A 24,513-nucleotide genomic window follows, 5' to 3' on the forward strand; every position below is an offset into this window, starting at 1 on the left:
AGGCCCGGAAACGGGCCTTTTTTATGTCTGTCGGTTACCCCGCAAGCGTCTCATTGTAGCTCTTCGCAAAGCCGTACTCTTCCAGCATAAAATCGATAAAACAGGCCAGCGCCGGAGAATTCAGTTTCCTCCCCGGATAGACCAGATACAGATCGTTGCCCTCTGCTTCCCACTCAGGCAGCACCCGCACCAGCAGGCCTTTCGCCACTTCGTCATGACACAAAAATGCCGGTAACAGCGTGATGCCTGCCCCCGCCAGCGCGCATTCCCGCGCATACAGCAGATTGTCGGTGGTATGCGTCGAAGGCAACAGCCAGCGATGATAGGATTCGCCGCGGTGCAGTACCCACTCCGACCAGGCACGGTGCGCGATACAGTGATGCGACGCCAGCTGCTGCGGCGATTCGAGCGCCGGATGCTGCTCCAGATACGCCGGAGATGCCAGCAGATAGCGCGGGCTGTGGCCAAGATCACGGCCAATCAGCGAGGAGTCCTGCGGTTTGCCGGTGCGCAGTGCGATATCAAACCCTTCCTGCACCAGATCGACCATCGCATCGGAGACTGACACTTCCAGCGAGACGTCGGGGTACCGCTTCTGAAACTCGACGTTCACACGCGCCAGCAGCGTCGCGCCCAGTCCCGCCGGGCTGGTAATGCGCAACCGCCCGCTCGGATTGTCGCGCAGACGGCGTATCGCCAGCTCCGCCCGCTCACTGGCCTGCATCATTTCCTGACAATGAATCAAATAGCGTTCACCGGCGAAAGTCAGATTCAGCTGGCGCGTGGTGCGGTTGAGCAGCCGCAGGCCGAGGGATTTTTCCAGCTGGCTGATGCGCTGACTGACGCTGGATTTCGGCAAACCCGCGCGTTTCGCCGCCTGCGTGAAACTGCCGCATTCTGCCACCAGCGCAAACAGCGCCATGTCCTGCAATTGTTTAAACACGATTGTTCACCTCAGCCGAACACTTTGTTAGATATTGTCCATCTTATCAGCTTACCGCAGGAGGGCTAGACTGTCTGTATACCCTAAGAAGCAAACGGAGAAATTCTGATGTCTGTTAAAGCAATCGCAGTAAACCCGAAAGACCCGGCGCATTTCATCGCTGTCGAATTACCACAGCCTGCCGCCGGTGAACACGATCTGCTGGTGGAAGTGAAAGCCGTGTCAGTCAACCCGGTCGATACCAAAGTGCATAAAGGCGTACAGAAAAAGGGTCTGGATGCGCCGAAAGTCCTCGGCTGGGATGCGAGCGGTATCGTCAAATCCGTCGGCAGCGCGGTCAAAAATTTCAAAGCGGGCGATGAAGTCTGGTACGCCGGTGATATCACCCGCTCCGGCAGTAACGCCACCGAACAGCTGATCGACTCACGCATTGTGTCGGTCAAACCGAAAAGCCTGAACTGGGCGGAATCCGCCGCGATGCCTCTGACGGCGCTTACCGCGTGGGAAGCACTGTTTGAGCATCTGAACATTCAGAATGCCTCAGAAGACAAAACCCTGCTGATCATCGGCGGTGCCGGTGGCGTTGGATCACTGGCGATCCCATTCGCGTCGTTGCGCAGCAAAGTGAAAGTCATTGCGACGGCGTCACGCCCGGAATCCGTGCAGTGGTGTCTGGATCGCGGGGCGGATCTGACCGTGAACTACAAAGATCTGAAAGGCGAACTGGCGAAGCATGACATCAAACAGGTGGATTTCATTCTGTGCCTGAACGATACCGACGGTCACTGGGCAGCGATTTCCGATCTGATCGCGCCGATGGGCCACATCTGTACCATCGTTGAGAACGAACATCCGCTGGATATGAACCAGCTGAAGCTGAAAAGCGCCGCGCTGCACTGGGAACTGATGTACACCCGCAGCATGTTCAATACGCCGGACATCGCGCAGCAGGGCGAAATCCTCAAACAGGTCGCCGCGCTGGTGGATGAAGGCAAAGTGCAGACCACGCTGAGCGATACCCTTCACGGCCTGAGCGTTGAAAGCATCGAAGCCGCGCACGCCAAAGTGCTCGACGGTCATATGCAGGGCAAAGTGGTCGTCGCATTCTAAGCAGACACCGTTGGAAATAAAAAAGCCGTCACTTGCGTGGCGGCTTTCTGTTTTCTGCGCTTCCGACGGCTATTCTCCGTCGTCGACCTTCTGCCAATTCGCATCCGGGTCAAACGTGTTAATCGCCCGCGCCGCTGCGTCGGTTTCGGCACCTAAATCCTGCTGATACACCTCGCCCTGCTGATTTATCATAAAACTGGTGATGCCCGTGTGACCGTAATCCACTGGCCAGGCGATGAGCGCAAAGCCCTTAGTCATTTTACCGTTGTCGATATAACTGTAAGCCCCGCCGCTGGCATTCGCGCCCTGCGCGGTCAGAATGCGGAAGTAGTAGCCGTGATAAGCAGACCCCGGCTGATCATTACCAAAGGCAGGACCAAGCGGGCTGGGGGCTTCGCCCTCTTTCACCGGCCAGTACAACCCGTCGTGCTGCCCGTCAGTACTGATAAACTTTTGCGCATACTGCCCCGCGCCCTGCTGGAATTGGTGCTGAGCATCGGCATACGCCGCGACCGCCTGAATGGTCGAGAGCTCGTTGCGCCCGATGGTTCGCGTGGCGATCTCTGCCGCACCCGAGGCCATATCAAATGACCAGCCCTGCGCAGTGTGTTTCATCGGAAGAGGTAACTGCCAGTTTTCCGCACCGACGTTCAGATGCGCCATGTCCCCCTGCGTCACGATACTGTGGCTGACATTCCAGTCGCGTAAAAAGCGGGCCACTTCCTCAGGATCGACATCCTTTGGCGGCAGATACACCTGCCAGTCATCACCCAGTAATTGTTTCAGTGCGGCATCGTCATGCCCGCTCACCGCGTTTACCAGTGCCTGAGCGGCCAGCTCCGGCTGCGGGAAGGACTGCTGGGCGAAAGCGCACAATGGAAGCACCAGCGCACCGGCAGAAATCAGAAGACGGCTAAACTTAATCATTACCTTTCCTCATAAAATTAGCGCCGCTGAAAATGATGACCTTCCGCACCGGCGTTCCTCGCAGGCTGGAAGTCACGCATCTGACGACGACTCTGATCCCCCCGCGCATGCTGCTGTTGCCACGACGGCGAACGGCTGGAATTCCCGCTAAACGCCGTGCTGCGCGTCACGTTGCCTTGGGTCTGCTGAGAAAACGGCTGACGGTGCGACAGCTGCCCCTGATGAGATAACGCATCGTGCTGCGACAGCTGCCCCTGGTGAGATAACCCATCGTGCTGCGGTAACTGACGACCTGAAAAATGATGGCTGTCAGATGCCGATACAGGACGGCTGGCAGGTACCGAGCGTGGTGATAAATGCGATTGCCCCGGCGTAAAACCCGGATGACTGTTCATCACCGACGCCGCCTGCTGACGGCGCTGATCGAGATTCTGATTCTGCACCCCGCCATTGTTACGCCCGACGGCGCTGCCGTCAAAACCGCGATAATTATTACGCTGCGCGGCATTGCTCAGCGCACGGTTTTGCGTGGCACCGCCGAGGTTTGCAGGACGATTTGGCGTACCGGCGTTGAACGCTGCATTGTGCTGCCAGCCTGCGCTATTTGCGGAACCTGCATGATTCACCGCATTGTTATTACCGGAGATACGGTTGTAATTATTGACGTTAACGTTGACGTAATTATTTTGTCCCCCGCCATGATGGCCGTCATCATGATGATCGTCATGGTGATCATAGTCGTCGTGATGGTGGTCGTCATCCCAGTCGATGCTGCCGAAAATGGCATAGGTCGCGGCGACGCCCACACCAAAACCGATGCCCGAGACCACGCCATTCACAAACTGCTGTCCCGGAGGCGGCGGCAAATAGACCGGCGGATAAGCCGGAGTCGGCCAGGCGCCATACACCACATTCGGGTTGTAGCTCGGTACGTAAACGACCTGTGGATCGGCGGATTCAATAATGATGGTTTGCTGCGCGGGCGCGCTTTTCACCACGGTGGTACTGCTGCTTTGCGCCGCCGGTTTAACCGTCACTTTTTGCTGCGGCGTGCTTTTCAGCGCTCCGCTCTTTTGCGCCACCTGACGGAATTTTTGCACGGTATCCATCACGTCGGCAGGCTGCGCCAGAAACGCGTCGCCGAGATTTTGTACCCATGCCGGATCTTCACCCATCAGCGCCAGCAGTTGCGGGAACGCCACCAGAGATTTCACGCTCGGATCCCACGGCTCATTCGCCACGGCGCTAACTGCGGCATCACCCTGACTTTGCGGATGGTCACGCGACCATTGAACAGCCTGAATCACGTTAGTCGGATAGGTCGAAGCCATCAGCACTTGCGAAAGCAGGCTGTCAGGATAGAGCGCAACGGGCGCAACCCACTGATCGAGCTGTGCTTGCGTAAAAGCGGGAGGCGTATTGGTCGTTGCGGGCACAGGTGTGGCAACAGGCGCTGGTGCGGCAACAGGCGCAGGAGGCGCTGTCTGAGTGGTGGTTTCTGCCTGTGAACTGACCGGCAGCCAACCCTGCATAAACATTACGCTGGCCAGCGCAAAAGCACCCGCGCCGCACAGCACTGAAATACCCCAGGGCTTGAATGATAAATTCATTCTGATCACCTTAGAAAGCCTCCGCCGGAATGCGAGGCACAATGAATGAGTATAATCTGACAAATAAAACTCAACGGCCGTCACTGTATTTTTATTTCGTAAATGGGGTTTACACATAAAATGCGTAATTAATGATGAAAAAAATGATATCTTTTCAACCGTATGAAATAGTTTGGTTTTTTATTTATCCGCGTTACAAACAGAATTAATAAAATTCCATTAAAGTATAATCAGATGAATTCATTAATAATTATAAAAAATGCAAAGTAGCCAAATCATTCATGTAATGAATGATTATATAACCCGAAATGACAGTGATAAAAAAAGCGCCGACTCCGCAGAGTAAGCGCCTTTTAGTCTTTCTGGCTGGCGAAGGTCAGGACAAGGACGGCGCGTTCAACCGGCTGGTATCGGCGGCCAGCATATTCTGCACCAGCTCGATACATTCCAGAAAACGCTGGTCGTAATCCGACGATTCAACGTGAACGTAATCGACATTGTTTTGTTTCAGCATATCGATTAACAGATTCTGGAAAGACATGCGGTCCGTGGTGCTGCCCAGACTGCGCAGACCGTCAGCGACCCACGGCGTGTTGTTTTCCAACAGGATCACCAGATCGAATTTGTATTCGTCCATCAGCGCCTGCACGAACGGATGCTCGCGGCCTTCGTACTTTTTACAGAACGCCTGCGTGGTCAGGAAATCAGTATCGATGAAGGCCACTTTATTGGCATATTTCACCGCAAAATCAATATACTGCGCCTGACCGAGAGCAATTTTATCATAATCAGAATATTGCAGTGCCATCTCGTCACCGCCGAGGTGTGAGAACACATAATCGCGGCCATATTCCCAGGCGCTGGTGGTGTTGAAGATGTTGGCTAACTTATTGACCAGCGTCGATTTTCCGCTGGATTCGCCACCCAACACCGCCACGGTACGCACAAAGAACGGCTTCACTTCGGTCGGAATGTAATCCCAGTAGCGGAACGGATCGTGACGGATCTGGCGGCCACTGATGTTCATGAAGGATCGTTTCGGGTCAATCAAAACAGTTTCAATACCCAGATGCTCGCGGTACTGCGGCGCATCGGCCTCTTCGCTGGAATAAATGGTATTCGGTTCAATGCCTTTCTGGCCCATGAACTCTTTGATGCCGCGCCCCCAGACATCCCAGCCGTGCGGATATGGCTCCATGCCCTCCTCGTTAAAGGCGTGGATACGGATGTTTTTCTGGTATTTGAAGGTTTGCAGCAGCCAGCGCAGACGATCGCTCACCGTCGGCTGCTGGGACATCGAACTGTTCTCGAACAATTCGCGGTCGCGTGGCTCGTCGTAGCCCATGATGATGTGCAGTTCGTCAACCTGACTACAGGCGCGCTGGATCAGATAGATATGGCCGGTGTGCAGCGGATAAAACTTGCCGAACACTACGCCGATATTTTTTTCGCGGCGGGGAAACTCAAGGTCGAGGAAGCGATGCAGCGCCTCGAGCTTTTGCGCGCTGGGGCTTTTTATCTTTGCATTCAACAGCTGGCTCAGATAACCCTTGGTCATCCCGCTGGCCTCTGCCACCTGCTGTAATGTTCTTCCCTGCTGCTTAATCGCGGTTTTCAGATAATCGAACTGAGACATACCCTGTCCTTATGTTTGCTTTACTAAACAAAAAATAGCACAAACTCAGGGCGAAAGAACACCGGATAACCGTTACAAATCGTCGAGGATCGCCAGCGCATCAGCCAGTTTTTTGACGCCAAACACCTGCATACCGGCAGGCACTTTTTTCGGCACGTTAGCGTGCGGCACAATGGCACGTTTAAAGCCGTGCTTCGCCGCTTCGGTTATACGCTCCTGACCGCTCGGCACCGGACGGATTTCCCCGGAAAGCCCGACTTCGCCGAAGACCACTAAATCGTGCGGCAACGGCCTGTCCCGCAGGCTCGACACCAGCGAGAGCAACAGCGCCAGATCGGCACTGGTTTCAGTGACTTTCACACCGCCGACCACGTTGACGAAAACATCCTGATCCGCCATCTGCAGCCCGCCGTGACGATGCAAAACGGCCAGCAGGATAGCCAGACGGTTCTGCTCAAGGCCCACGGCTACGCGGCGCGGATTGCCCATCATCGACTGATCGACCAGCGCCTGCACTTCAACCAGCAATGGCCGCGTGCCTTCCCACAGCACCATGACAGAACTGCCCGAGGTGATTTCATCGCCGCGGCTGAGGAAGATGGCGGAAGGGTTGCTGACTTCGCGTAAACCTTGTTCGGTCATGGCAAACACGCCCAGCTCGTTCACCGCGCCAAAACGGTTTTTATGGCTGCGCAATGTGCGGAAACGGGAATCAGCATCGCCATCGAGCAGTACAGAACAGTCGATACAGTGTTCGAGCACTTTCGGCCCGGCCAGTGAACCGTCTTTGGTGACGTGACCGACCATCACGATCGCCACGCCGCGCGTTTTGGCGAAGCGTGTCAGATAAGCCGCCGTTTCACGCACCTGGGCCACGGTGCCCGGCGACGACTGGATATCCGCCATGTGCATCACCTGAATGGAGTCGATGACCATGAGTCTCGGTTTTTCAACATCAGCAATTTCACAAATCTGCTCGATGCTGGTTTCCGAAAGCATGTTCATGTTGGCCGTCGGCAACCCGAGACGGTGGGCGCGCATCGCGACCTGTTGCAGCGATTCTTCCCCGGTGACGTACAGCGTTTTCATGTTTTCGCTGAGATGACACAGAATTTGCAGCAGCAAGGTACTTTTACCGGCGCCGGGATTCCCGCCGATCAGAATCGCGCTTCCCGGCACCACGCCGCCGCCGAGCACGCGGTCAAACTCTTTAAAACCGGTGCTGAAACGCGGAAGTTCATCGAGGCTGATGTCCGAGAGCTTTTGCACGCGGCTGACGCCCGCATCGCCCGCATAACCGGTCAGGCGTTCGTTGCGCGCCACGGTCGGAGAAGCCGCCAAACGGATTTCAGTAATGCTGTTCCAGGCCTGACAGGCACTACACTGCCCTTGCCAGCGCGGATAGTCTGCGCCACATTCATTACACACAAATGCACGTTTTGGAGCTTTAGCCACAACTTACCTCTTTGTTTATTAGCGTTCTGTATTTGCTGACTAGGACTGACTTCCGCTGAGAATACACAAAACCCCCAGCAAATCCGCATGACGGATGCACACTTCCGCCTGTTCGTAGACTTTTGGTTTGGCGTGATAGGCAATGCCCATGCCCGCGACGGCCATCATTTTCAGATCGTTGGCACCGTCGCCAATCGCCACAGTTTGTTCATGCGGGATTTCCAGCTTTTCGGCCAGTTTCAGCAGCGTATCGGCTTTGTATTGTGCATCGACAATCGGCCCGATCACGCGGCCAGTCAGTTTGCCGTTACGGATTTCCAACTCGTTGGCGGCCACATCCACCAGATTCAGCTTATCGCGCAGGTATTCGGCGTAATAAGTAAAGCCGCCGGACGCAATCGCCACGTGCCAGCCCGCTTCCTGCAAACGCTGAACCATGACCGTCAGCCCCGGCATCAGCGGCAGGGTTTCACGCACCTGTTGCAGAATGCTGGCATCGGCGTCCTTAAGCGTAGCGACGCGCTGACGCAGGCTGGCGGAGAAATCCAGCTCGCCGCGCATTGCGCGTTCGGTCACTTCTGACACCTGTTCACCGACGCCCGCCAGTTTGGCAATTTCATCGATGCATTCAATCTCAATCGCGGTAGAATCCATGTCCATCACCAGCAGGCCCGGCGTGCGCAGGTAAGGCACTTTACCGAGCTGCGTGACGTCAAACTCAAAGGATTCCGCCAGTTTTTGCGCATCCGCCGTCAGTGACCCGGCCAGACGCACCACCTGATACCCTTCCACCGCCCACGCGCTGACAATCACCAGAGCGCGCCCTAACTGGCGCTGGAACTGTGTAATGCTGATTTTATCGAGTTTTCTACCGTACAGAAGCCACCCGGTGTGTCCTGCCCGGTAATCCAGCGGCATTACTTCATCACCGCTCAATGAAAGGGGAAGTCCCGGCCATTGGTGGATCTCCGCGGGAAGATCGCAATAGGTCAGACTGTTTGGCATGATTACTCCGGTAGATTGGTTTGTTAAAACGACAATGAAAAAACGGTAGAAAAGGCAGGGCGTCGCCGATAAAAGAAGGCATCAAGCTACCTTATCGCTGCCGCTTCTGGCAACATTAAAGTCATCGAAAAACGCAAGGAAACGGAATGGCAAAGGCCAAACTCAAATTTCGCCTGCACCGCGCTGCTATCGTATTGATTAGCCTGGCGTTATTAGTCATTCTTATGCAAGGCGCTTCCTACTTCAGCCTGGGGCATCAGCTCGCCCGATCTACGCAGGTCGAGCAACTCGCCCAAACGCTCGCCAAACAGGTGGCATTTTCGCTCGCGCCATTAATGGACAGCGACAATGATGGCGCGGATATCGCACAAATTTCCACTATTTTGAGTCAGCTCACCGACGGCAGCCGCATTCTCGACGCCAGCGTTTATGAATCGGACGGCTCGCTGGTCGCCCATGCGGGTGAACAGGTGCCGGTGCGCGATCGTCTTTCACTCGACGGCAAACGCGCGGGCAGCTACTTCAACCATCAGATTGTGGTGCCTATCGAAGACAAGAGCGGGCCGAGCGGTTTTTTGCGCATCACACTGGATACGCACGTGCTGGCGACCGAATCCAAACAGGTGGATAACACCACCAACCTGCTGCGCCTGATGATGCTGGCCGCGTTGGGTGTCGGCATTATACTCGCACGCACGCTGTTGCAGGGGCGCCGTTCACGCTGGCAGCAATCGCCGTTCCTGCTGACGGCCAGTAAACCGGTGAAAGAAGATGATGAGCCGGAAGAAGAAGCTCCTGACGATTTTGGCCCGCCGCCGACGCTGAACCTGACCGAACCCGACGCCGAAGTGGCGCCAGCGAAACCGGCCACCGAAGCGCAAACCAAAGAAGCCGCGCAGGCCGCCTACCGTAGCCTGAAACGCAGCAAACCTAAGTGATTCAAATAATCAGATAACGCGTTACCTCAGGGAATGCATATCTCATTACATAGCAAAACGGGCGCCTTCCGGCGCCCGTTTTTAATTCTGCGACAATGCGGCAGAACTTATTCTTTATCGCCCAGCAGAACGGATTCCAGCGCGATTTCAACCATGTCGTTGAAGGTCGTCTGGCGTTCAGCAGCGGTCGTTTGCTCATGAGTACGGATATGGTCGGAAACGGTACAGATGGTCAGCGCTTTTGCACCGAATTCTGCTGCCACGCCGTAGATACCGGCGGCTTCCATTTCTACGCCCAGGATGCCGTATTTTTCCATCACATCGAACATTTGCGGGTCTGGTGTATAGAACAGATCTGCGGAGAAGATGTTACCTACGCGGGCGTGAATACCTTTCGCTTTAGCGGCATCAGCGGCGTTACGCACCATGTCGTAATCAGCGATTGCGGCATAGTCGTGGTCTTTAAAACGCATGCGGTTCACTTTGGAATCGGTGCAGGCACCCATACCGATGACGATATCGCGCAGTTTGATGTCTGCACGCACAGCGCCACAGGAACCCACGCGGATGATTTTTTTCACGCCGAATTCGGTAATCAACTCTTTGGCATAAATTGAGCAAGAAGGAATGCCCATGCCGTGGCCCATAACTGAAATTCTGCGGCCTTTGTACGTGCCGGTGAAACCCAACATGCCACGCACGTCGTTCACCTGCTTAACGTCTTGCAGGAACGTTTCCGCGATGTGCTTGGCGCGCAGCGGATCTCCTGGCATCAGCACTACGTCAGCAAAGTCGCCCATTTCAGCATTAATGTGTGGAGTTGCCATCTTTTTATTCCTTAATCAGCGAGGTATCACATTCATCATAAAAACGCGGCCAGTATTCAATGTACTGGCCGCGTATGCAAAGTCTTACAGCATGGATTTACCGTAGTCCATTGGTGACAAGTCGAAGTATTTCGCGACCGTCTGACCAATATCCGCGAAGGTTTCGCGGTGGCCCAGCGAGCCCGGTTTCACTTTCGGGCCGTAGATTAACACCGGAATGTGCTCACGGGTATGATCCGTACCGCGCCATGTCGGGTCACAGCCGTGGTCAGCGGTGAAGATGATGATGTCATCTTCTTTCACCAGTTCCAGCAACTCCGGCATGCGACGGTCAAACAACTCCAGTGCCGCAGCGTAGCCCGGAACATCACGACGGTGGCCGTAAGAGGAATCAAAATCAACGAAGTTGGTGAAGACGATGGTCTTATCGCCGGCTTCTTTCATTTCTTTGATGGTCGCATCAAACAGCGCGTCCAGACCGGTGGCTTTCACTTTTTTGGTGATACCGACCTGCGCGTAAATATCGGCGATTTTACCAACGGACACCACATGGCCGTTTTTCTCATCGACCAGCTTTTTCAGGATGGTCGGTGCCGGTGGTTCCACCGCTAAGTCGTGGCGGTTACCGGTACGCTCGAAGTTACCTGCTTTGTCGCCGATGAACGGACGGGCAATAACGCGGCCAATGTTGTAGCCGCCTTCTGTCAGCTCTTCACGGGCGATTTCGCACAGTTGATACAGACGATCTAATCCGAAAGTTTCTTCGTGGCAGGCTATCTGGAAAACGGAATCGGCAGAAGTGTAGAAAATCGGCTTACCGGTTTTCATGTGTTCTTCGCCTAAATCATCCAGCACAACGGTACCGGAGGAGTGACAGTTGCCAAGGTAGCCCGGCAGATTGGCGCGCTCGACCAGTTTGTCCAGCAGCTCTTGTGGGAAGCTGTTGGTGGTGTCGCTGAAATAGCCCCACTCGAACAGTACAGGCACACCGGCAATTTCCCAGTGACCTGACGGGGTATCTTTACCGGAAGACAATTCGCTGGCGTAGGCATACGCACCGGTGATTTCAGAATCACCGTCCATGCCTTCAGGAATTTTACCGGTAGATTCTTCAGCGGCTTTCGCCAGGCCCAGACGGGTCAGGTTCGGCAGATTCAGCGGCCCTTTGCGACCTTTGTCGGCGTCGCCACGCGCACAGGCAGCCGCGATATGGCCCAGGGTGTCGGAGCCTGTATCGCCAAAGCGTTCGGCATCTTCACTGGCACCGATACCGAATGAGTCTAACACCATGATAAATGTACGTTTCATTTTTCTCTCCTGCGAATGGTTACGCATTGGGTCACGCGGAACTGCCGCGTACCTGATCAGTCTTAAATGGGGGCGAGACCGCCTGAAATCAAGCGTTGCCGCCGATCCGGCGATACACCACCGGCGTGCTTTCCGGCACTTTATCACTCAGGACAATGGCGGCGCGCACTTCTGCGGCAGCCTGCTGCCACGCGTTTTCGCTGTTGGCGTGGATCATCGCCAGTGGCTGGCGCGTATCGACCTGCTGGCCGAGCTGCGCCATATGGGTCAGACCGACGCTGTAGTCGATAGGATCGCTGGCACGACGACGACCACCGCCCAGTGACACCACCGCCATACCCAGCGCGCGGGTATCCATCGCACTGACGATGCCGTTGGTTTCGGCGAACACCGGTTTGCTCAGTGTGGCCTGTGGCAGATAGCGATCGTAATTCTCGATAAAGTCCGCCGGACCTTTCTGTGCCGCAATCATGCGGCCAAAGATTTCTGCCGCTTTGCCGTTATCCAGCACAGCCTGCAGTTTGCTGCGGGCGTCGGCGTCGTCTGTTGCCAGACCGCCGGAGATCAGCATTTCTACGCAAAGCGCCATGGTCACTTCGAGCAGGCGCGGATTGCGGTATTCGCCGGTCAGGAAGCGCACGGCTTCGCGCACTTCGACTGCATTACCGGCACTCGAAGCCAGCACCTGATTCATGTCGGTGAGCAGCGCGGTGGTTTTGCAGCCTGCGCCATTTGCCACATCGGCAATTGACTGGGCCAGATCTTCGGACAGCTGGTAGGTCGGCATAAATGCACCGGAACCGACTTTGACGTCCATGACCAGCGCATCCAGACCTTCAGCCAGTTTCTTCGCGAGGATCGACGCCGTGATAAGCGGAATGGAATCCACGGTCGCGGTAATGTCGCGGGTCGCGTAGAACCGTTTGTCCGCCGGTGCCAGCGAGCTGGTCTGGCCGATAATCGCCACGCCGACGTCCTGAATAATGCTGCGAAAACGGCTGTCATCCGGGAAGATATCAAAGCCAGGAATAGCTTCGAGTTTATCCAACGTACCGCCGGTATGGCCCAGGCCACGGCCTGAGATCATCGGTACGTAACCGCCACAGGCGGCAACCATCGGGCCTAACATCAGAGACGTCACGTCACCCACGCCGCCGGTGGAATGTTTATCCACAATCGGGCCGTTCAGGTTCAGGCTTTTCCAGTTCAAAACGGTACCGGAATCGCGCATGGCCATGGTCAGCGAAACGCGCTCATTCATGGTCATGTCGTTGAAATAGATAGTCATCGCCAGTGCGGCAATCTGACCTTCTGAAACCTGACTGTCGCGAATACCGTTCACAAAGAAACGAATCTCTTCGTCACTTAAAGGATGGCCATCACGTTTTTTACGAATAATTTCTTGTGCGAGAAACAAGGTATCCCCCTGCCTGAGCTGAACGCCAAAATCTGGACGCTGAATGTGTGGGCGCCGCATGGCAGCGCCCCGAAAGATGCGCACCGCAGACGCGGTGCCGTGGTGATCAATAGCTGCTGGTGGCTTTCTGGCCAGCGTGACCCAGAGTGGTCAGCAGGCTTGCCAGCAGGCTGGATGCACCGAAACGGAAGTGACGTGCGTCAGCCCATTCGCGGCCCAGCAGACGGTCAGCCAGCGCCAGATATTGCGCAGCATCTTCAGCGGTTTTCACGCCACCGGCAGGTTTGAAACCTACGTCTTTGCCCACGCCCATTTCAGCGATCACGCTCATCATCAGCTCAGCACTGTGCAATGTAGCGTTTTCCGGCACTTTACCGGTGGAGGTTTTGATGAAGTCAGCGCCTGCTTTGATAGCGATTTCAGAGGCTTTGCGGATCAGCGCGTCTTGCTTGAGTTCACCGGTTTCGATGATCACTTTCAGCAATACGTTGGCAGCAGCACAGGCTTCTTTGCACTGTTTGACCATCTCAAAACCGACCTGCTCGTTACCGGCCATCAGTGCGCGGTAAGGGAAAACCACGTCCACTTCGTCAGCGCCGTAGGCGATGGCGGCGCGAGTTTCGGCCAGTGCTATCTCGAGATCGTCATTACCGTGCGGGAAGTTGGTCACGGTGGCAATGCGGATGTCCGGCGTGCCTTGCTCGCGCAGGGTTTTACGGGCAATCGGAATAAAACGAGGATAAATACAAACAGCAGCAGTGTTACCTGCCGGGCTTTTCGCCTGGTGACAAAGCGCGATCACTTTTGCATCGGTGTCGTCTTCGTTCAGGGTGGTTAAATCCATCAGGTTCAGCGCACGTTGTGCTGCGGCGGTTAAATCGGTCATATAACTCTCCAACAATTTTCAATTCCAGCGACCAGCCAGAACTGAGCATACAGTCATGAATTCCTTTCGGCGGTTAACGTCGGAGAAGAATTCTGCACGGTTGGCGAGCGGACTTGGTTCCTTGAAGATAGCGTGCGTAAGCGCTTTAGCGGCTTATGCGGCAACTGAGATCCTTCTCACCGCGCTTGGATTGGCTAACGCCAATTCGTTGTGACTATTTGAACACGTCACATCAGGTTCCTGTGTGCAGTATTTCACACAAAATGAAAACCGTTTGCAACGTTGCTTGATAAAATGAGAACTAAATCACACTTACCCGGCGTTATGCTCAGTATTCGGCCTATATAAGAGTGTATACCCGATTCGTGACAAACGGAGTTCGGGCGGACACACGGGGATCACCGACCGGTAATCTTGCCCTCAATGTTATAATAATAACATTTCAAAGAGAACATAATTCTTGTCACGCGGTAAACCCACTTTATAAAGGTGTTACGAGCACGAATAAATGTTATTTAAATCACAAAATGAATGAAAGGCTTACAGCGAGGAAGGAAGATTGAACACCCGACGGGTATTGGCGAGCAGCGCATCGGCAATCTCTTGCGGCGCTTCACTGCGTAACTGGCACAACACCTCAAACACCGTGGAGGCGCGTTCCGGGCGATTGGGTTGCCCCTGAAAACCCTGCAACGGCATATCCGGTGCATCTGTTTCCAACAGCAAAGAAGAGAGCGGCAACTGCGCCATCACCTGACGGGTTTTCTGCGCGCGTTCGTAGCTGATGGTACCGCCGACGCCAATCGCAAATCCCAGTTTGATAAACGCCTGCGCCTGCGAAAGGCTGCCCGCAAACCCGTGCACCACCCCGGTAGCAGGAAGTTTCGCCTGTCGCAGCATAGCTGCCAGCTGATCGTGGCTGCGGCGCGAATGCAGGATCACCGGCAGCGCCTCACGTGTTGCCAGCGCGAACTGCGCTTTCAGCAGCCGCTGTTGTTGCTCAAACATCGGCGTTTCCATAAACAGATCCAGCCCGATTTCACCGACCGCCACCACACGCGGACAACGCTGGCTGAGCAGTGCATCCAGCTGCTGCAGATCGTTATCATTATGCTGCGCGATATATAACGGATGCAGACCCAGCGCGGCGTACAGCGGCGGGAATTTTTTTGCCAGCGCGAGAATGCCGTCAAAACGATCGGCGGTCACCGCGGGAACGATGATTTCCCGCACTCCAGCCTGTCCGGCCAGACGCAGGCTTTCGGCTTCCGCGCCGGTAAACGGCGGGAAATCGAAATGGCAGTGCGTATCCACAAAGTGAAAACTCACAGCTTATCGCCTTCTCTGGCAGAGTAGTGCTCCACAGGAGTCATGTCAGCAGAAAGGTTTTGCGTACGATGCTCTCCCCTGGTGTTGTCCTGAAACGCGGCCGGACGAACCACGCCGCCGTCGGCCACCATATCGGTGAGCACGGCAGGGTCGAGGACAATCTGTTCTACAGTGCTGACCGCGGCGGCCAGCGGTGTTTCGTGTTCCGGTTCGTTCGCCGGCACGACCACGCGCTGAGGACGCACCGGACGCGGCGTCACCTGCGGATAAGGGCGCTCGTTTTCACGCGGCAACAGCCAGTGCGCGGCTGCCGACAGGAAATAGCGGCCACAGCGGCGGCCCAGATGATAATCCTGATTGAGCGCCGGCAAACGGCTGCCAAGCGCGTGGCTGGCGAGCGGCTTCGGCGGGAAGATTTCGAAAATCCGCACGTCGCCCGGCGGATTTTCAATAAACTGCTGAATGCGGTGATAGCTGTTTTCATGATGCTGCATCATACGCACCAGTTGCTGGAGACTGCTTTCACTCAGCCATTGCTCCATGCGCTTCATCCACTGCGGCGTGTAAAACATCGCCGACGGTACGGTGCGGATCACCACGATAGTGTCCGCGCCGCGGCGGTAGGCTTCTTCCACCGGAATAGCATCACTGATGCCGCCGTCCTGATAGCTGATGCCGTCCAGATCCACGCCCATGCGGTAAAATCCCGGAATGGCGCTCGAGGCTTTAATCACCGGCAGCCAGTTCTCGCGCGTTGGCGCAAAATAGTTGGCGGTGTAGTCATCGCTGCGGCAGGCACACATCAGAAACTCGCGACCGTCGATCAGCAGCTTCTCCGCGCTTTCCATCGCCAGCGGCATGTTTTTCGCGGTTTCATCCACCAGCCAGTCGAGATCGATAAGATGTCCTCCACGCACAAAGCGCAGAGGATTGAAGAAATCAGGGCTGGTGGTGTAGCGGGTAATCACTCTTCGGGCGTAGCCGGGTTGTCCGCACACGAAGGCCGAAAGGTTTTGTGCACCGGCGGAAGTCCCCAGATATAAATCGAAGGGATTAAAATTGGCACGCTGAAATTCATCCAGCACACCGGCGGTAAAAATGCCTCTCTGCCCTCCCCCTTCGCACACCAGAGCAATCTTGCCCGGCCGGTAAGGTTTATACGCCAGCGGTTCTATATTCCCCAGCGTGACAGGTATTCTGTATCCCAACGCATCATCCTCACACAATTAGCCTCAGCGGACAGGCCTCTTTTCTGAGCATACCTTGTCTGCCGGGATTGAGTGAGTTTCTTGCCAAAATGTGAGGATAAAATCGTTACTTCTTGTTAACGGAACACATCAATCAAAGACATCATTCCATAAAAAAGCATCGCCCCCTTATCTGAACACACTGCGAGTAAGCAATATCTTCAGACAAGAGGGCGATGCGATTTTTACTGCGGTATATCTGCTAACGTTATGACTTCATAACGTTATTGTCAGAGTCGTTTACGACCGGTAAACAGGCTGACCAGGAACAGAATGATACCGACTACGAATACGATTTTTGCAGCCCAGGCAGCTGTACCAGCCAAACCACCAAAACCCAGTGCCGCCGCGATCAGCGCGATGATTAGAAAAATAATGCCCCAACGAAACATAAGCTTCTCCTTTACCCTATATATTCACTTTGCCAGTTTAAAAAGGTGACACTCCTACTTCCGGTCTGAAGTCTCTGTGTACATTGTCTTGGTGACACTTTATTAGCCGGCAATTACCGGAGATAAAAATCATCACTTACCTAATAAAGATAGTCGGAAAAATGAAAGTGTTAGGCGAAACCCACGCTTATTTTTCCAAAAAAAATATTCACAGCGGTATTACGTAAGTCTTCAGTCCCGAAAAATGTGCAGGAGGTACGGTATATCGTTATATGTTGTTCAAAATATGTCGTTCAAACCGGCGCCCTGCCCGTGGGCGGGCGCCGTTTACTGCTGTCGTTCTGCGAAATTACGGTGCGACTTTCAGGTCGTTTTTAACGCTTTTCACGCCATCAACGGTCTTCGCAACGCTTTCAGCACGGTCAGACTGTGCCTGGTCTTTCACATCACCGGAAAGCTGTACAACGCCCGCGGTGGTTTCTACTTTCACGTTACGTGAAGGAACGATGTCGTCGGCCAACAGTTTGGCTTTTACAGAAGCCGTCGTGGCGGAGTCACCGGCGTAGCCTTTCACGCTTTGTTCGCTTTTGTCTTTGGTGTGCAATTTGTCACTGACAGATTTCACGCCTTCAACTTTGGTCGCAGCGGCAACTGCCTGCTCAGCTTCAGCCTGTGAGGCTACGAAGCCGCTCAGGGTGACAACACCGGATGTGGTGGTCACAGAGATGTCGGTGCTTTTAATGGCTTTATCATCTACCAGTGCACTTTTCACTTTTGCTGTGATGGCGCTGTCGCCCATGTAGTTATCAACTTTCTTCATGGAACTATCGATTTTTGCACCTGCGCTATCAGTAGTGGTTGCGGCCAGAGCGCTACCACTCATCAGTGCAGTACCCAGAACTACGGCCATCATTGAATAGGCAAATTTAGAGTTTTTCATCGATTTCTTCCTTTCAGTTTATGGGCCCTAATCTTGGACCCGGTACGCCACATTTGTGGTGACGCCTTCTAACAAATTGTATTGCTGCTGTATTTACTTCCTTTGTAGCAGAGTACGTCGTTTTATTCGGGCTTTTTATCGCCTTTCGATATAACACTCTGCGCCGTCACTTCTAAGCAGTGCTTTACGCCACTGTTTTGTGAACACACATTTAATATAGTCAAGAATGTCCAAAAGAGTAGAGCGATCGCCGATTACGGGGCCGAATGCAGACAAGTCTTAAGATTTCGCGGGAAATATGGCCGAATTCCGGTCACAAAGGAGAAAAAACGCACAACGGGAAATGTGAGGCGGGCAATAAAACATAAGAAAAAGTGTATAAAAAAGACGGCACAGTGGCCGTCTTCAGATCAAAAAAACCACGCGGGCAAAAATTAATGCTCGCGGGTCTTGCGGAATTTCACTTCAGGATAACGCTCAGAAGCCAGATTCAGGTTCACCATCGTCGGGGCGATGTACGCTAAATTATCGCCGCCATCCAATGCCAGGTTGGTTTCGTTCTTACGTTTGAATTCTTCGAATTTCTTCACGTCGTCACATTCAACCCAGCGGGCGGTGGTCACGTTAACGGATTCGTAAATCGCTTCCACGTTGTATTCGCTTTTCAGGCGCGCCACAACCACTTCGAACTGCAGGACACCCACCGCACCAACGATCAGATCGTTGTTGGCGATTGGACGGAAGACCTGAACCGCGCCCTCTTCTGAGAGCTGGACCAGCCCTTTCAGCAACTGTTTCTGTTTCAGCGGATCACGCAGACGGATACGACGGAACATTTCAGGGGCAAAGTTAGGGATGCCGGTGAACTTCATGTTCTCACCCTGGGTAAAGGTGTCGCCGATCTGAATCGTACCGTGGTTGTGCAGACCAATGATGTCGCCGGGGAACGCTTCTTCCACGTGCGAACGGTCACCGGCCATAAAGGTCAGTGCGTCGGAAATCACCACGTCTTTACCAGTACGCACCTGACGCAGCTTCATGCCCTTTTCGTATTTACCGGACACCACGCGCATAAACGCCACGCGGTCACGGTGTTTCGGATCCATGTTGGCCTGGATCTTAAACACGAAGCCGGTGAATTTCTCGTCGTCGGCTTTCACTTCGCGCACATCGGTTTTACGCGGCATCGGCGCGGGCGCCCAGTCCACCAAACCGTCGAGCATATGATCTACACCGAAGTTACCCAGTGCGGTACCGAAGAAGACCGGCGTCAGTTCACCCGCAAGGAAAGCTTCGTGTTCAAATTCGTGCGACGCGCCCTGCACCAGCTCCAGCTCTTCACGCAGTTGCTTGGCCAGATCTTCACCAACGGCGGCATCCAGCTCAGGATTGTTCAACCCTTTCACCGTGCGCACTTCCTGAATGGTATGACCTTTACCGGTCTGGTACAGATACACTTCGTCTTTATAGAGGTGATAAACCCCTTTGAATAACTTACCGCAGCCGATCGGCCAGGTAATTGGCGAGCAGGCGATTTTCAGTTCGCGTTCGACTTCATCCATGACTTCCATCGGATCACGAATATCGCGGTCGAGTTTGTTCATGAAAGTCAGGATCGGCGTATCGCGCAGACGGGTAACTTCCATCAGCTTGCGGGTACGATCTTCGACCCCTTTCGCGGCGTCGATGACCATCAGACAACAGTCAACGGCGGTCAGCGTACGATAAGTATCTTCGGAGAAGTCTTCATGCCCCGGTGTATCAAGCAGGTTAACCAGGCACTCTTTATAGGGAAATTGCATCACTGACGTGGTGATGGAGATACCACGTTGTTTTTCCATTTCCATCCAGTCAGATTTGGCGTGATGGCTTGAACCACGGCCTTTTACCGTACCGGCGGTCTGGATAGCGTGTCCGAATAACAGGACTTTTTCAGTAATGGTCGTTTTACCGGCATCGGGGTGAGAGATGATGGCAAATGTGCGGCGCTTAGCCACTTCAAGGGCGTATTCACTTGGAGACATGTTTTTCACGTTTCTGCGGTTGGTCCGCCCTGCATAGGATTTCACATCACGTCAGAAGGACGTCAGGCAAAGCGGTAATAAAAGTTATAGCCAGCTATTTTCACTGATTTAGACGGGATGGGCAATCAATGGTTTTTTTGTGCCTATCCCAGCGGCAGCGCCATCATAATGGCATCTTCGCGGCCTTGTGCGGCAGGATAGTAATTACGGCGGATGGAGAGTTCGTTAAAGCCGAGGCTTTCATACAGCGCGATGGCTTTAGTGTTGGAAGCGCGCACTTCCAGCCAGAGCGTAAAAACGTCTTTTTGCTCAAGCTGTTGGATGATTTCTTCCAGCAACGTGCGGCCTAATCCCTGACGCTGGAAAGCCGGATCGATGGCGATATTGAACAGCGTGGCTTCGTCGAGGACGATTTGCGTGATCGCAAAACCGGCCATCTCATCACCCTGCATGATTTTGAGATTCAGATAGCGCTCGCCCTGATTGCTGGCCAGGGTATTTTCGGTCCACGGGAACGCGTGACTGGCTTGTTCAATCTGGAATGCGCGGGGAAGATCAGCGGGCGTCAGGATAGAAATCGGGTTCATTTTCACAAATCTGCTGCCAGAGCGCGCGTTTGGCGCCGGCATCTTGATAAAGCTCGGCCAGAGCCGGGCTGGATAACTGCGTTCCGGCGAGCGTCAGCGGTTCGCTTAACCCCAGTCGCCAGACATTGCAGCGGGTATCTTCAGGCAACATCGTCACCTGTTCCGGCGTCAGGCGGTAAACCTGCTCACCGGTGAGCGCCAGACTAAGCAACACGTCGCGCACCAGCGGATCATCTTCAGCGGGAGGCACGTCTGCGACGATCAATAATTTGGTGTCCGCAGGCAGGCTGACGGCGACTTCGCCCTGCAAAACCGCAGGCCGGCGCAGCGTCCACTGGGTAATGCCCAGCTGTTGTAACAGCGTATCTCTTCTGGATGCCATGCCCGATCCCTGCCCGTTGAATAGCTAAAAAGCCCGGCTATGCTAGCAAACACATCGAACATGCGCCAATAAACCTCTATAATCGCCAGCCAAACCCTGAGGAGCCTTATCCTGATGTCTGCATTAACTCCGGCCAGTGAAGTCATACTGCGCCATAGCGAAGAATTCGAAGGCCGCCGCGTCCTGTTCGCCGGCGACCTGCAAGACAGCCTTCCTGCTGAAATTGACGCCGAAGAAGTCCGCGTCCACACCAACATGTATCACCACTGGCAGATGCTCAGCAAAACCCTGGGCGACAATGTGCAGTTCGGTTTACTCGCCGACGCCGAGCTTATTGCGCCTTGCGATGTGCTGATTTATTACTGGCCGAAGAGCAAGCTCGAAGCCAAATTCCAGCTGTTCAACCTGCTGTCGCAGTTGCCAGTCGGGATCGACGTATTTGTCATCGGCGAAAACCGCAGCGGCGTTCGTAGCGCAGAAACCACGCTGGAAGGCATTTGTGAAGTCAGCAAAATCGACAGCGCCCGTCGCTGCGGTTTGTATCATGGGCGTCTGGAAAAGCAGCCTGAGTTTGATGCTGATGGCTGGTGGGATGAGTACATGGTCGAGGAAGTGACCATCAAAACCCTGCCGGGCGTATTCAGCCGTGAAGGTCTGGACAGCGGAAGCCTGTTGTTGATCAATACGTTTGAAGAGCCAATCAAGGGCAAAGTGCTCGATATCGCCTGTGGTTCCGGCGTTCTGGCGTCTGTGCTGGCAACGTACTCGCCGAAGATGAAAATCACGCTGAGTGATGTGAGCGCAGCCGCTATCGAAGCCAGCCGCGCCACCCTTGCCGCCAATGAACTGGTCGGCGAGGTGATTGCCAGCAACGTCTATTCCGACATTGATGGCCGTTTCGATATGATCATCTCTAATCCGCCGTTCCATGAAGGCCTGCAAACCAGCCTGCATGCGTCCGAACAGCTGATCCGTGGCGCAATCAGCCATCTGAACATCGGCGGCGAACTGCGCATTGTGGCTAACGCCTTCCTGCCTTACGCCGCACTGCTCGATGACGCGTTTGGCAGCCACGAGGTGCTGGCACAGAACGGCCGCTTTAAAGTGTACAAAGCCGTTCGTGGTCGCGCACCGCGTGATACGAAAAAGAAAAGACGTTAATCAGCCTCTCACATGTCTGTGCTAGTGAAACGGACATGTTGATCAGGCACTGAGGATGCGCATCATTTCTGTGTTGTAGCGATCCCCTGCTGCCACGCGGAAAGGAAAGACTGCTTCGATCGCCGCGATTTCGGCTTCACTCAGGGAGACATCAAGCGCGGCGATGTTTTCCTCAAGATAATGACGACGTTTGGTGCCAGGGATCGGCACCATGTTCTCACCGCGCGACAACACCCACGCCAGCGCCAGCTGCGACGGTTTCACCCCTTTTTCCTGCGCCAGCTCTCCGATTTTCTCTGCCAGTTGCAAATTTTTCGCAAAGTTATCCCCCTGAAAACGCGGGCTCGCGAGTCGGTAATCATCCGCATCAAGATCATCAATCGAACGGATTTGTCCGGTCAGGAAACCGCGTCCAAGCGGGCTGTAAGGCACAAAACCAATGCCGAGACGTTCGCATGCAGGAAGGATCTCAGCTTCCACATCGCGCGACCACAGTGAATATTCGGTTTGCAGCGCCGTGATCGGATGAACTTTATTCGCCCGCTCCAGCGTGCTCACTGACACTTCACTCAGCCCGATGTAACGGATCTTTCCTTCTCGCACCAGATCCGCCAGTGCGCCGACCGTGTCTTCCACCGGCACAGTCGGATCCGGGCGATGCTGATAATAAAGATCGATAACGTCAGTGCCCAGACGCTTCAGGCTGCCTTCGACGGACTGGCGGACATAATCCGGGTGGCCGTTGGTGCCGCGAGCGTGGGGATTGGCCGGATCGCGCACGATGCCAAATTTGGTGGCTAAGAAGACTTTATCGCGACGCCCTTTCAGAAAACGTCCGAGCAACGCCTCGTTAGTGTGCGGGCCGTAAACGTCGGCGGTGTCGAACATCGTCACTCCAATCTCCAGCGCACGTTCCAGCGTCGCCAGCGACTCTTTCTCATCCAGACCGGTGGTGTAAAAATCGCTCATGCCCATGCAGCCCAAACCGAGCGCAGAAACCATCGGACCGTTTTTTCCAAGCTGACGTTGTTTCATCTGACTTTCCTTATGACATGAATGGGATAAATAACGCCATGAAGTGTGGTTGTTGTGTTAGGAAAGATAAATCAGCGAAAACGTGCAAGACTATTCATCAATCGCGAACAATCCCGGAGACAATATGGATCAGGTTCAGGCAATGAAAATCTTTGTGCGCATCGCCGAGCTGGAGAGTTTCAGCCGCGCGGCGGAAGACCTGGATCTGCCGCGCGCCACGGTCAGTACTACACTGAAACGGCTGGAGCAGCGGCTGGGCGTTCGCCTGTTTTTGCGCACCACCCGTCAGGTGAAAATCACTGAGGAAGGCAAAATTTATTATCAGCGCTGCCTGCATTTACTCGCGGCACTGGAAGAAACGGATGCACTGTTCGCCCATCATCAAATACAGCCCTCGGGCACCGTGCGCATTGATATGCCGCACTCAGTGGCGCGCGAACGGGTGATCCCGTCGCTAAAGGAATTTTATCAGCGCTACCCGCAGATAAACCTTATTCTCAGTGCCAACGACAACGCCATCAATCTGCTGGATCAGGGAGTGGACTGCGTGGTGCGCGCCTGGCCATCGGAAGATGATAATCTGCAATCCCGCCACCTGACCGACTTAGTGCAGATTACCTGCGCGTCTGCGGCGTATCTGACGCAGTTCGGCACCCCGCTCACGCTTGCCGATCTCAGCACGCATCACGCCGTCGGCTACTTTTTCGCGCACCAGCGGGCTGAAACGCATCTCGAATTCGTTGCGGGGGGCGGGACGGAGAAAATTTATCTCAGCAGCGCCCTGACCGTCAGCGGTGCCGACGCCTATGTCGCAGCGGGGAAAGCAGGCTTTGGGCTGATTCAGGTGTCGAAGCTGGCGGTTGAGCAGGAACTGGCACTCGGCACGCTGATTGAAGTGCTGCCGGACGTACTGCCACCGCCGATGCCGCTGTACATAATGTACCCGCCGGGCCGCTTTCTGGCACCGCGTATCCGCGTACTGCTGGATTGGCTGATCACGCTGTTCTCAGCACAGAATTGTGCTGCAGAGCAAAAGGGTCTTAATGGAAAAATTGTTGAATAAACCATCAATTAACCTGATGAAAATATCACCCACTGACCTATTCACCGTGGATATGGTGTTTTTTACATCAAACGTCCGGAATGGGGGAAATAACTGTTGACGCCTGTGGGAAAATCTCTAGAATTCGCCCCCGTGGTTGTGTTACTTGCCGATGACATTCTGATGAATGGATCGACACAGTAATCAATTGGAACGCGATGGTGGCGGAATTGGTAGACGCGCTAGCTTCAGGTGTTAGTGTCCTTTGGATGTGAGGGTTCGAGTCCCTCCCTTCGCACCAATACAATCACA

Annotated in this window: 22 protein-coding genes and 1 tRNA gene; 5 read left to right on the forward strand and 18 right to left on the reverse strand. The window is 54.5% G+C overall.

Translation table 11 applies throughout. The features are described 5' to 3' along the window. Positions 1–34: 34 nt before the first annotated feature. On the reverse strand, positions 35–943 hold the full coding sequence (locus I2123_RS20625; protein WP_213051402.1) for a LysR family transcriptional regulator: 909 nt from the start codon (positions 941–943) through the stop codon (positions 35–37). 108 nt (positions 944–1,051) lie between these two features. On the opposite strand from I2123_RS20625, the gene I2123_RS20630 reads away from it, so the two are divergent. Then, on the forward strand, positions 1,052–2,053 hold the full coding sequence (locus I2123_RS20630) for a zinc-binding alcohol dehydrogenase family protein (protein WP_112168182.1): 1,002 nt from the start codon (positions 1,052–1,054) through the stop codon (positions 2,051–2,053). Between the two features lie 69 nt (positions 2,054–2,122). On the opposite strand, the gene I2123_RS20635 is transcribed toward I2123_RS20630, so the two are convergent. The 5 genes from I2123_RS20635 to serB form a co-directional block, all read right to left on the reverse strand. Further along, complete coding sequence (locus I2123_RS20635) at positions 2,123–2,980, reverse strand: DUF2950 domain-containing protein (protein WP_213051403.1); 858 nt, start codon at positions 2,978–2,980, stop codon at positions 2,123–2,125. 17 nt (positions 2,981–2,997) lie between these two features. Next, a complete protein-coding gene (locus tag I2123_RS20640; protein WP_213051404.1) occupies positions 2,998–4,590 on the reverse strand; it encodes a DUF3300 domain-containing protein in 1,593 nt (530 codons plus the stop codon). A 376-nt stretch (positions 4,591–4,966) separates the two neighbouring features. Further along, the gene (nadR, locus tag I2123_RS20645; RefSeq protein ID WP_112168180.1) at positions 4,967–6,226 is read right to left on the reverse strand and encodes a multifunctional transcriptional regulator/nicotinamide-nucleotide adenylyltransferase/ribosylnicotinamide kinase NadR; all 1,260 of its coding nucleotides are present in this window, start codon (positions 6,224–6,226) and stop codon (positions 4,967–4,969) included. A 72-nt stretch (positions 6,227–6,298) separates the two neighbouring features. Beyond that, the gene (radA, locus tag I2123_RS20650; protein WP_213051405.1) at positions 6,299–7,681 is read right to left on the reverse strand and encodes a DNA repair protein RadA; all 1,383 of its coding nucleotides are present in this window, start codon (positions 7,679–7,681) and stop codon (positions 6,299–6,301) included. Positions 7,682–7,720: 39 nt separating this feature from the next. Continuing rightward, on the reverse strand, positions 7,721–8,686 hold the full coding sequence (gene serB / locus I2123_RS20655) for a phosphoserine phosphatase (RefSeq protein WP_112168178.1): 966 nt from the start codon (positions 8,684–8,686) through the stop codon (positions 7,721–7,723). Positions 8,687–8,832: 146 nt separating this feature from the next. Here serB and I2123_RS20660 point away from each other — a divergent pair, with 146 nt between their 5' ends. After that, positions 8,833–9,624, forward strand: coding sequence for a YtjB family periplasmic protein (locus I2123_RS20660; RefSeq protein WP_112168177.1), 792 nt, complete (start codon positions 8,833–8,835; stop codon positions 9,622–9,624). Positions 9,625–9,731: 107 nt separating this feature from the next. Here I2123_RS20660 and deoD read toward each other — a convergent pair whose 3' ends face one another. The 11 genes from deoD to I2123_RS20715 all read right to left on the reverse strand — a co-directional run bounded on the left by deoD (position 9,732) and on the right by I2123_RS20715 (position 20,963). Beyond that, the gene (gene deoD / locus I2123_RS20665; RefSeq protein WP_112168176.1) at positions 9,732–10,451 is read right to left on the reverse strand and encodes a purine-nucleoside phosphorylase; all 720 of its coding nucleotides are present in this window, start codon (positions 10,449–10,451) and stop codon (positions 9,732–9,734) included. Between the two features lie 84 nt (positions 10,452–10,535). Beyond that, positions 10,536–11,759, reverse strand: coding sequence for a phosphopentomutase (gene deoB / locus I2123_RS20670; RefSeq protein WP_213051406.1), 1,224 nt, complete (start codon positions 11,757–11,759; stop codon positions 10,536–10,538). Between the two features lie 88 nt (positions 11,760–11,847). Next, complete coding sequence (gene deoA / locus I2123_RS20675; RefSeq protein WP_213051407.1) at positions 11,848–13,236, reverse strand: thymidine phosphorylase; 1,389 nt, start codon at positions 13,234–13,236, stop codon at positions 11,848–11,850. A gap of 46 nt (positions 13,237–13,282) precedes the next feature. Beyond that, positions 13,283–14,062, reverse strand: coding sequence for a deoxyribose-phosphate aldolase (gene deoC, locus I2123_RS20680; protein WP_112168173.1), 780 nt, complete (start codon positions 14,060–14,062; stop codon positions 13,283–13,285). 540 nt (positions 14,063–14,602) lie between these two features. After that, complete coding sequence (locus I2123_RS20685; protein ID WP_213051408.1) at positions 14,603–15,391, reverse strand: TatD family hydrolase; 789 nt, start codon at positions 15,389–15,391, stop codon at positions 14,603–14,605. Next, positions 15,388–16,599, reverse strand: coding sequence for a patatin-like phospholipase family protein (locus tag I2123_RS20690; RefSeq protein WP_213051409.1), 1,212 nt, complete (start codon positions 16,597–16,599; stop codon positions 15,388–15,390). The genes I2123_RS20685 and I2123_RS20690 overlap by 4 nt, the downstream gene beginning before the upstream one ends. A 269-nt stretch (positions 16,600–16,868) precedes the next feature. Next, positions 16,869–17,030, reverse strand: a complete 162-nt coding sequence (locus tag I2123_RS20695) for a DUF1328 domain-containing protein (RefSeq protein ID WP_013577105.1) — start codon at positions 17,028–17,030, stop codon at positions 16,869–16,871. Between the two features lie 349 nt (positions 17,031–17,379). Continuing rightward, positions 17,380–17,970: a molecular chaperone OsmY gene (osmY, locus tag I2123_RS20700; protein WP_112168170.1), complete on the reverse strand. Its 591-nt coding sequence runs from the start codon at positions 17,968–17,970 to the stop codon at positions 17,380–17,382. Between the two features lie 434 nt (positions 17,971–18,404). Further along, entirely contained in the window at positions 18,405–19,994 is a 1,590-nt protein-coding gene (gene prfC, locus I2123_RS20705) for a peptide chain release factor 3 (protein WP_112168169.1), read from the reverse strand. Positions 19,995–20,137: 143 nt separating this feature from the next. Then, a complete protein-coding gene (gene rimI / locus I2123_RS20710; protein WP_112168168.1) occupies positions 20,138–20,581 on the reverse strand; it encodes a ribosomal protein S18-alanine N-acetyltransferase in 444 nt (147 codons plus the stop codon). Next, positions 20,550–20,963 (reverse strand): DNA polymerase III subunit psi, encoded by a 414-nt coding sequence (locus tag I2123_RS20715; protein WP_112168167.1) that lies wholly within the window; start codon positions 20,961–20,963, stop codon positions 20,550–20,552. Before I2123_RS20715 ends, rimI begins: the two co-directional genes overlap by 32 nt. A gap of 114 nt (positions 20,964–21,077) precedes the next feature. On the opposite strand from I2123_RS20715, the gene rsmC reads away from it, so the two are divergent. Then, complete coding sequence (gene rsmC / locus I2123_RS20720; protein WP_112168166.1) at positions 21,078–22,124, forward strand: 16S rRNA (guanine(1207)-N(2))-methyltransferase RsmC; 1,047 nt, start codon at positions 21,078–21,080, stop codon at positions 22,122–22,124. A 42-nt stretch (positions 22,125–22,166) separates the two neighbouring features. On the opposite strand, the gene I2123_RS20725 is transcribed toward rsmC, so the two are convergent. Continuing rightward, positions 22,167–23,159, reverse strand: a complete 993-nt coding sequence (locus I2123_RS20725) for an aldo/keto reductase (protein ID WP_213051410.1) — start codon at positions 23,157–23,159, stop codon at positions 22,167–22,169. A 124-nt stretch (positions 23,160–23,283) separates the two neighbouring features. On the opposite strand from I2123_RS20725, the gene I2123_RS20730 reads away from it, so the two are divergent. Further along, on the forward strand, positions 23,284–24,222 hold the full coding sequence (locus I2123_RS20730) for a LysR family transcriptional regulator (RefSeq protein WP_112168164.1): 939 nt from the start codon (positions 23,284–23,286) through the stop codon (positions 24,220–24,222). A gap of 194 nt (positions 24,223–24,416) precedes the next feature. Beyond that, positions 24,417–24,502: transfer RNA gene (locus tag I2123_RS20735), tRNA-Leu, on the forward strand. The last annotated feature ends 11 nt before the right edge of the window (positions 24,503–24,513 follow it).

It is taken from the genome of Rahnella inusitata, assembly GCF_018288855.1.
GTDB lineage: Bacteria > Pseudomonadota > Gammaproteobacteria > Enterobacterales > Enterobacteriaceae > Rahnella > Rahnella inusitata.

What these genes read in the sequence shown, in the direction of transcription:
- I2123_RS20715 (WP_112168167.1), bottom strand. Translation starts at nt 20,963, where the DNA reads ATGGCATCCAGAAGAGATACGCTGTTACAACAGCTGGGCATTACCCAG.
- serB (WP_112168178.1), bottom strand. Translation starts at nt 8,686, where the DNA reads ATGCCAAACAGTCTGACCTATTGCGATCTTCCCGCGGAGATCCACCAA.
- osmY (WP_112168170.1), bottom strand. Translation starts at nt 17,970, where the DNA reads ATGAAAAACTCTAAATTTGCCTATTCAATGATGGCCGTAGTTCTGGGT.
- nadR (WP_112168180.1), bottom strand. Translation starts at nt 6,226, where the DNA reads ATGTCTCAGTTCGATTATCTGAAAACCGCGATTAAGCAGCAGGGAAGA.
- rimI (WP_112168168.1), bottom strand. Translation starts at nt 20,581, where the DNA reads ATGAACCCGATTTCTATCCTGACGCCCGCTGATCTTCCCCGCGCATTC.
- deoA (WP_213051407.1), bottom strand. Translation starts at nt 13,236, where the DNA reads ATGCGGCGCCCACACATTCAGCGTCCAGATTTTGGCGTTCAGCTCAGG.
- I2123_RS20640 (WP_213051404.1), bottom strand. Translation starts at nt 4,590, where the DNA reads ATGAATTTATCATTCAAGCCCTGGGGTATTTCAGTGCTGTGCGGCGCG.
- I2123_RS20725 (WP_213051410.1), bottom strand. Translation starts at nt 23,159, where the DNA reads ATGAAACAACGTCAGCTTGGAAAAAACGGTCCGATGGTTTCTGCGCTC.
- deoC (WP_112168173.1), bottom strand. Translation starts at nt 14,062, where the DNA reads ATGACCGATTTAACCGCCGCAGCACAACGTGCGCTGAACCTGATGGAT.
- I2123_RS20660 (WP_112168177.1), top strand. Translation starts at nt 8,833, where the DNA reads ATGGCAAAGGCCAAACTCAAATTTCGCCTGCACCGCGCTGCTATCGTA.
- deoD (WP_112168176.1), bottom strand. Translation starts at nt 10,451, where the DNA reads ATGGCAACTCCACACATTAATGCTGAAATGGGCGACTTTGCTGACGTA.
- I2123_RS20730 (WP_112168164.1), top strand. Translation starts at nt 23,284, where the DNA reads ATGGATCAGGTTCAGGCAATGAAAATCTTTGTGCGCATCGCCGAGCTG.
- rsmC (WP_112168166.1), top strand. Translation starts at nt 21,078, where the DNA reads ATGTCTGCATTAACTCCGGCCAGTGAAGTCATACTGCGCCATAGCGAA.
- deoB (WP_213051406.1), bottom strand. Translation starts at nt 11,759, where the DNA reads ATGAAACGTACATTTATCATGGTGTTAGACTCATTCGGTATCGGTGCC.
- I2123_RS20635 (WP_213051403.1), bottom strand. Translation starts at nt 2,980, where the DNA reads ATGATTAAGTTTAGCCGTCTTCTGATTTCTGCCGGTGCGCTGGTGCTT.
- I2123_RS20695 (WP_013577105.1), bottom strand. Translation starts at nt 17,030, where the DNA reads ATGTTTCGTTGGGGCATTATTTTTCTAATCATCGCGCTGATCGCGGCG.
- prfC (WP_112168169.1), bottom strand. Translation starts at nt 19,994, where the DNA reads ATGTCTCCAAGTGAATACGCCCTTGAAGTGGCTAAGCGCCGCACATTT.
- I2123_RS20630 (WP_112168182.1), top strand. Translation starts at nt 1,052, where the DNA reads ATGTCTGTTAAAGCAATCGCAGTAAACCCGAAAGACCCGGCGCATTTC.